Source organism: Rhodopseudomonas sp. BR0C11 (genome assembly GCF_010820945.1).
Classification (GTDB): Bacteria; Pseudomonadota; Alphaproteobacteria; order Rhizobiales; family Xanthobacteraceae; genus Rhodopseudomonas; species Rhodopseudomonas palustris_H.
In genome coordinates this window covers 1-390 of sequence record NZ_QTKI01000880.1, presented here as the reverse complement: position 1 = coordinate 390, position 390 = coordinate 1, and the positions used below count along the sequence as shown (strand labels likewise).

1 protein-coding gene is annotated in these 390 nt (G+C 71.3%); it reads left to right on the top strand.

Features of this window, described 5'->3' with window-relative positions; all coding sequences use genetic code 11:
* A partial coding sequence (locus DYI24_RS27920) for an ATP-binding cassette domain-containing protein (RefSeq protein WP_164574589.1) occupies window positions 1-388 on the top strand: 388 nt, incomplete at its 5' end.
* Window positions 389-390 lie beyond the last annotated feature (2 nt).

Sequence of the window (390 nt, the reverse complement as noted above, 5' to 3'; positions counted from 1 at the left end):
CTTCCCGCTCGGCTACGACACTCCGGTCGGCGAGCACGGCGCGCAACTGTCGGGCGGTCAGCGCCAGCGCATCGCGGTCGCCCGCGCGCTGCTGCGCGACGCGCCGATCGTGCTACTCGACGAAGCCACTGCGGCGCTCGACTCCGAGTCGGAAAAGCTGGTGCAGGAGGCGATCGATCGTCTCGCCCGCGGCCGCACCACCATCGTGATCGCGCACCGGCTGCACACCATCATGCATGCCGATTCCATCCTGGTGGTCGAGGCCGGCGAGATCGTCGAGCAGGGCCGCCATGACGACCTGCTGCGCCGTGGCGGACGCTATGCCTCGTTCTTCCGGCTGCAGCAGCGCCACACCGCGCCGCTGGCGCCGGCCGCCGCCACCGCCTAACC